5 protein-coding genes are annotated in these 6,688 nt (G+C 45.1%); 1 reads left to right on the forward strand and 4 read right to left on the reverse strand.

Going from position 1 to position 6,688, the window contains the following annotated elements:
- Positions 1-328: 328 nt before the first annotated feature.
- The 4 genes from xerS to L1N85_RS19575 all read right to left on the reverse strand — a co-directional run bounded on the left by xerS (position 329) and on the right by L1N85_RS19575 (position 6,045).
- Positions 329-1,399 carry a tyrosine recombinase XerS gene (xerS, locus tag L1N85_RS19560; protein ID WP_235240733.1) on the reverse strand — a complete coding sequence of 357 codons (1,071 nt, stop codon included), beginning with the start codon at positions 1,397-1,399 and terminating at the stop codon, positions 329-331.
- 531 nt (positions 1,400-1,930) lie between these two features.
- Positions 1,931-2,308 (reverse strand): hypothetical protein, encoded by a 378-nt coding sequence (locus L1N85_RS19565; RefSeq protein ID WP_235240734.1) that lies wholly within the window; start codon positions 2,306-2,308, stop codon positions 1,931-1,933.
- Between the two features lie 63 nt (positions 2,309-2,371).
- Positions 2,372-3,079: a tyrosine-type recombinase/integrase gene (locus L1N85_RS19570; protein WP_235240735.1), complete on the reverse strand. Its 708-nt coding sequence runs from the start codon at positions 3,077-3,079 to the stop codon at positions 2,372-2,374.
- Entirely contained in the window at positions 3,076-6,045 is a 2,970-nt protein-coding gene (locus L1N85_RS19575) for a Tn3 family transposase (RefSeq protein ID WP_235240736.1), read from the reverse strand. The genes L1N85_RS19570 and L1N85_RS19575 overlap by 4 nt, the downstream gene beginning before the upstream one ends.
- Before the next feature lie 214 nt (positions 6,046-6,259).
- Between L1N85_RS19575 and merR the strand changes: the two genes are divergently transcribed.
- Positions 6,260-6,670, forward strand: coding sequence for an Hg(II)-responsive transcriptional regulator (merR, locus tag L1N85_RS19580; protein WP_235240737.1), 411 nt, complete (start codon positions 6,260-6,262; stop codon positions 6,668-6,670).
- Positions 6,671-6,688: the final 18 nt, after the last annotated feature.

Below are 6,688 nucleotides of genomic sequence, written 5' to 3' on the forward strand. Positions count from 1 at the left end.
AGTCATTAAGATAACAGTCAGAATAACAGTCAGATATGAGTACAATTCAAGTATGTTCATGTCGCAAAATTTATTCCAGTAAGTTCTTGTCCAATATTCAAGTAAGTTCGTGTCGCTACACACCAGGCGGTTCGCCAACCTTGACGAAATTCGAAATAGAAATATCTTTTGGATAAACTTTTGAGTCCTCGGGATTGCCAGTAGGTGATTCCGCGGGCTTTGTGTAAGTGGGGAGTATGCGCGGTACGCCATGCACCTATAACAGCAATATGCCCAATATAAAACAGAACACAATTAATCCCACATTTGTGAACTTATCATCATGGAATCAGCTGTCGGCCTTATTGACAGAATTTCTCCGATCCTCCGAACCGATATGCGTATATATCATTGTCGTATTCATGTCTTCGTGACCCAATTGTTCCTTCAACATGGCTAAGTCGTTGTTTTCCTTATGGAATTTCGTGGCGAAAGTATGCCGCAGCTTGTGGATCGTAAGCGCCGGCTTACCAAACGAATCGACGTAGCGATCGAGCATTTTTTGAGCGCCACGCACGGTCAACCGCCCGACGGTTCCTAGCGGACCTGTTGGGAGCGAAAGGAAGACGGCCGGCTGCGAGTCTCCAACCCGATAACGCTCTTTCCTGACCTGTAGATATGCTTGGAGATCCTGGAGGGCAATATCGCTGATCGTCACACTGTCTTTCTTATTTCCTTTTCGTGTAACCGATATCTTTGCTTTCAGCGAGTCGATTTCATCGAGATCCAGCGACAAGGCTTCTGATACACGAACCCCGGATCCGAGAATCAAGCTTACAAGCGCCAAGTCGCGTTCCCGGTTCTTCATATGAGAGTGAAGGATTCGTTTATTTCCGGAACAAGTACCCTGGAATCCTTCAGCGACGAATAGACGAAATTCGAAAATCTCATCATCCAACAATATTTTTTGCTCAATACGTGCCGCTTTTTTCTCGATCGTTATTTTTTCTTTTTCGATTTCAACCTTGACCATGACGTTTCGCTTCAGATAGGGGTAATTATACTCATCTTCGGCCACCTGAGATAGATAATGAAACAATGACTTGATTGCTGATAGCTTCCTGGCGACTGTATCGATAGAGTTGGTGTTCTCGATCGCCAAAAAATCACCAAAGCGCTGAATATCATCGGGCCGAAGATTCTCTAGGACGCTGATTGGGAGGTCAATGCGGGTGCCTCTGAAGAATCCTTCAACTACCAACCAGTCGAAAAATGCGATATAATCAAGACAGTAATTCAGGAGCGTATTGGGAGATAATTTCCTCCGGCTCCGCTCTATATATTCCTGGGCGTACCATGGCAATTCAATCATTTTACATTCAACTTTCTTGAATAATTTTTTCCGTTCATCAACGTGCATAAGAACCTCCGAAAGAAGAGATAATAATAATTACGCATAATCAGATGACTATGTAATTATTTAATACCATTAACGATCTAACGCATTAAGATTTACAGTAAACGAACGTATGATCCTATTATATGATTTCGTCTAACTAGAGTTATGCGTAATTAAGAGAGTCGCAAAAAAAAGACCGACTGTAGGACTTCTTCTTCCTTCGTGCGCTCCGAATACCCTATAGTATAGCTTTTCGGAGACATAAAAACAAGATATTCCGCACCTCTTCTTCATATTGCAGCAATTGTATTGCGCCGCTGTTAATCGCTTGGTTCTGTATCAAGAAGAAAGCTTTTTATGTGATTCTGGCCAGTTATAGTCTAAATTATCGCATTCTTTAGCCTTGCTGCCGTAACCGGAAATGAGGATAATGACGGCGCCTTGACTGCGCTTGCGATACTCTGTATTCCATACGCCGTTGTAGGCGGTGATCTCGTTCAGAAGTATTTCAAAAGTTTCTAGATAAAAAACCGCAGGGGTGCCCTCTGCGGTTTAACTATTTACTTCTTCCAATACCGGCAGTCGCATAAGCCCTGACTTATAGTAGCCGCGGTGCTTCACCCTGCAGGTAACAAGCGGATCGACAAAAACGAAATGCTTGTTCTCTCCAATGATGGATCCGCCAAGACGCGGCCAAACGGATTTCCGGTGCTGTGATGAGATACCGAGCTCCATCGTACCTAGTGGCTTGATACGCTCTCCTTCCTGCACTCCAATCAACCAATTGTGGTCTTTTTTTGAATAACCAGTGATCATCACATCGGAATGCGCGTAATTGATAACTTTCTGCCATGACCCCGAACGGGTCGCCCTGCCGCCTGGCTCACATGGACGACTTCGTGACTCATATTTGCTGTCCCGTTTTTTCAAAACGATGCCTTCCAAACCGGGGTAGTACCAGCGAAGCTGACACCACCCGCAAAGTAGAAGTAATTAAATGGGAAATTTATTGATGACCTCGTTATATTCCTGCTGGGCATCGGTGATTGCAAGCTTTGAATAGACTTCCAACGACTTTCGGCTCTCGTGACCGGAATACGGTTGTATGAGCGCGTCATCGATGCCTTGCTTTTTGAGCCAGGTCAGTAGGAAATGTCGCAACTTGTGCGGCGACAGGTTTTGTGCTAGACCGGCTTCCTCAGAATACTTAGCCAGAATCTTTCGTATTCCCCGATCCGTGTATTTCTTTTTCCAGGACGATTCAAACAGATAGACCGCCTGCTTTTTTCTCATTGAATCGGCATGCATGGCCAACATTTCCTTGAACGATTGAGGGAAAGGGACAATACGATCTTTGCTTCCTTTGCCCTTATTAATCCGGATTTGGCAGTAATGAAAGTCAACATCGGACAATTTGATATTGATAAGCTCGCTAACCCGAACGCCGGTGTAAAGCAGTGCCTTGACAATCATCATGTCTTGAAAGTTTTTCGCCTGCCAAACCACGTTGTAGTAGCGTTTAAGATCCTCTTCTGTAGGTACATAAGGGAGTTTTTTTGCTGCTTTTGGAATCTCGACTTCCAGCTCCGCTCTAAGATGCTGGAACAGACTCTTGAGATAGGCATAATCTGGCCGTTCTCCCCGGAGATACTTGGCCAGCTCCTTAGCTTTACGTTTCGGTGATATGCGCCTCTCACTCATGCGATTACACCTTCTTCCAGCGGAAGGCGTTCGCTCATATTCAACCTGAATGTGCCGTAAGGGTTTACGTGCGTATAAATCAGCGGTGTAAGTGCCCGTAAGTCTTCTGGGGTCATTATATCGAACCATTTCCGGTCGGATAAAATGCTTTGCAGCATAATGGTATTGATGTAAACCAAGCAGTTTTGCAGGAGGTGAAGAGACAATACGGCCAGCTCTTGATCCTCTAACCGGTTAGTGGCTATTTCTCCGCCTTTGCCGTAAAAAATAAAGCTATTGGCCGAGTTCCAGTTTTCCACGACATTTAAGCCTTCATTGATCTCGCGACGCAGCTCCTCCGAGTGAAGGTAATCGCATAGGAATATCGTTTTTACCGCTTTGCCGAGTTCACCCAATGCTTGATAGGTCGGATGCTTTAAATTATTGCGGGTAAAACGTTTCAGGATTGCTTCCGTTTCAGCGGTTCCGAGTCGCAAGGCCGTAGCGTACTTCATCATTTGATCGTACTGCTGCCGAATCAACTCCCAATTGATCGGGCGGGTCAAAACCGGCTGCAAATTCGGGTAGGCCTCCGTCATGCCTGGCTCTGGCCTGTAAAGCTTTTGCGAATGAATCGCTTTGAGCCGTGGCATGAGCTGATAGCCCAAAAGGTAACAAAATGCAAACGCAACCTCGCTCTGGCCGTGTGAATCCACGTAATTCTTCTCGACTTCCATTTCGGTACAATGACGGAGTAATCCCTCCATCATGGCAGCGACTTCGGATGAGGAGCACGATTTGAGCTGCGAGTAGATGCATGTTGAGTTCTTCTCAACGTGCCAATAAATCATAACGCCGCGGCCGCGGTACCGGATGTGCCATTCCGTCATAAGATTTTGATCCCATGCGCCAAACTTTTTAGAATCCGATGCGCAGGATGTCGTAGCGTCGCCCCAAATATCTTGCATCCGAACGCGAAAAATCGTATTCACCACTTCGGAAATCGCGTTTCGAAGATTGTCTTTATGAATGAATTTCCTCCGGACGTAGAGCAAATCCTTGTAGCTTTCTCCATGCTCACCAGCACTCACACGTTTTAAGCCGGTATTCGTCCCGAGGCCATATAGGGACAGGATGAGTCTCTTTTGCAGCGTATCCCGTCCTAACGCCTCGCGAACAGCAACGGTCTTGAATTTATCCGTAAAACCGACACGGAGATCGGTCTCTTTTAAAATATCCAAGAGGCTCGTCATCGGCCAACGTCGAAGCATCTCTGACTTTACACGTGATAGATTGACCGGCTCTGCTTGTGGTTCTAACGGCGACAAGCTTATCCAACCATTCCCCTTCTCCGTGATCCGAACTTTGGGGCTTTTCGGGAGTCCGGTATCGAGCTTTTCCAATCCTTCTTTCATGGATTGCTTCAATGTTGCAATGAATGCTTCCGCATCGAGCGGCTGCTTTAGAGCCTTGTAGTTTTCTTCCCGCCGTTCCTCAAAATCTGTCGGCAAGTCATCGTCTGGATTCCGGTACCGGTTCGCACCGATCACCCATATTTCCTTGCAGCGAAGCTTGTCCCGTAAAGCTTGCAGGACGCTTATCTCATAATTCATGCGATTAATCCGCTCTTGGCCTTTCTCGTCTTTCTCGACAATGATTTCTTTGTTAACGGTCCGAATTACTCCATCGACCGGGATATCTTCAGAGAGCGGCAGATAGTGATTGCCAGTATCCGAATATTTCTTTACCAGTTCCAGCGCACGTATCACTGGCTGATGAACTTCATTGTTTGATCGGAAATCCAGTATGCCTAATATTTCGGGAACCATACGGCGGTAATGGCTCCCATAGGAAGCCCGAATAATGGTGTGTATTTTCTCTCGATAAGCCGGCCCTGTGTGTTTAAATTCTTTTACCAAATCCCGTAACGTTTGCTCATTGACGACCGGGAAAATGACATCACGAATAATTCCTTCTGGATTATTGACGGCAGATTGCGCCAAGTTGAATAAAATCCCGTACTTATTGCTTACCCTGCGTAAGTCATTCAGAATTTCCTTCTCGACTTTGCGTTCCGCCCGCACCCCTATTCGATGAACGATTTGAATAAGCAGCTCGATCAAATTGTCCGTTATCTCCATGCTTCGCAGCCAGAAGAAAGCAGATAACAGTGTGTAGCGAATCGGATCGGGATGGCGGCGCAGTTCCCGGAGATCCTCTGTCGCGGTCCGCTGCCGGTACTTGGTTATTACTTTAAGAGGAATGTCACGAAACAGATGATCCGGAAGCTCCAGATTTCGGATCGTTCGCAGCTTGCTTGCTTCTCTTAGTACACTCTCGACACCTGGTTTGCCGGGATCAGCCTTTAATTCCTGAAATGAAAGAAGCCCATCATCGCCATTTGAGCCGTCTTGGTCTTCATCAAGAAAAGCGATACTTTCCACGAGTGTATCCAATTGAGACAAAGATGCCGTAGGTAATTTTTCAAGAGTAGTTTGAAAAAATTGTTCCTCGTATGTGTGGATTGCGGTTTTGATAAGTCGCTCGATGCGATCTGCCGTCGGCGGTACAATTTTCATTTCCCGGAATCGTTGGTATACGGTCTCGACTAAGTGTTCGAAATCGTGATCATGGAACAGTACGTTTTTGCATAGCCAATCGATCACCTCTTCGGCATCTTGGACAGTATCCTCCCGAAAGCCGAAAAACTCTCTGATTTGCGTTCGATGGTAGGTAATGGAACGCCCAGCCCAATCATATTGTGCGTACAGCTCTGCTGGGGTTTCGATCTGCTTTGCAATGTAATGAATGACGGCTTTGGGCACTTCGAATTTATGTGAGGGGAATCGCGCTTCGTATTGGAAAAACTTAAACAATACGGCAAACCCCAACCGAGTCTCCCCCGATTTGTTCCCGACTTGCTGCATTTCGTTTGGAAGAAACGTAAAATGCTCAATTAACTCGTCCAGTTCCCAATTTCGCTTCACATGATCCCCTCCGAGAAAAGTTCCTAAAATGGTCAGTATCGGAACAATACTATTGGATTAAGTTTATATCCCCTATGAAAAATAGGCAATAATCTAATAAAATACTCCAAAGTTCTAATGCCAGAAATAATATCGGAACTTTAAGGAAATAATTAAAAATGGCTTGACTATGTATCATAGTACAGGGTTTACACTTATAACGGGGAGGTGAATCATGAGGTATCGTTCGGGAGACATATCCAAATTATGTAATGTGAATAAAGAAACACTTAGATACTATGAACGAAAAGGTCTGATTGCTGAACCTGTAAGGTCGGATACTGGCTACAGGCTGTATCCGGAAGATACAATAAACCGAATCATGTTCATTAAACGCATTCAGGAGCTTGGTTTTACGTTATCTGAAATTGATAAATTGCTTGGCGTTGTTGATAAAGACGATGTGAGATGTGCGGATATGCACGATTTTGTTGTTCAAAAACTTGAAGATGTTAGGTTGAAAATTAGAGACCTTGAGCGAATTGAATGTATGCTGAAAGATTTAAAAGGCCGCTGTCCGGATGAAAAGGCAATACATGAATGCCCAATCATCGAAGCGTTAATTGACAAGGAGGAAATCCTGTGAATGAAAATACAAAAAAAA

This window comes from Paenibacillus alkaliterrae (genome assembly GCF_021532375.1).
Taxonomy (GTDB): Bacteria; Bacillota; Bacilli; order Paenibacillales; family Paenibacillaceae; genus Pristimantibacillus; species Pristimantibacillus alkaliterrae.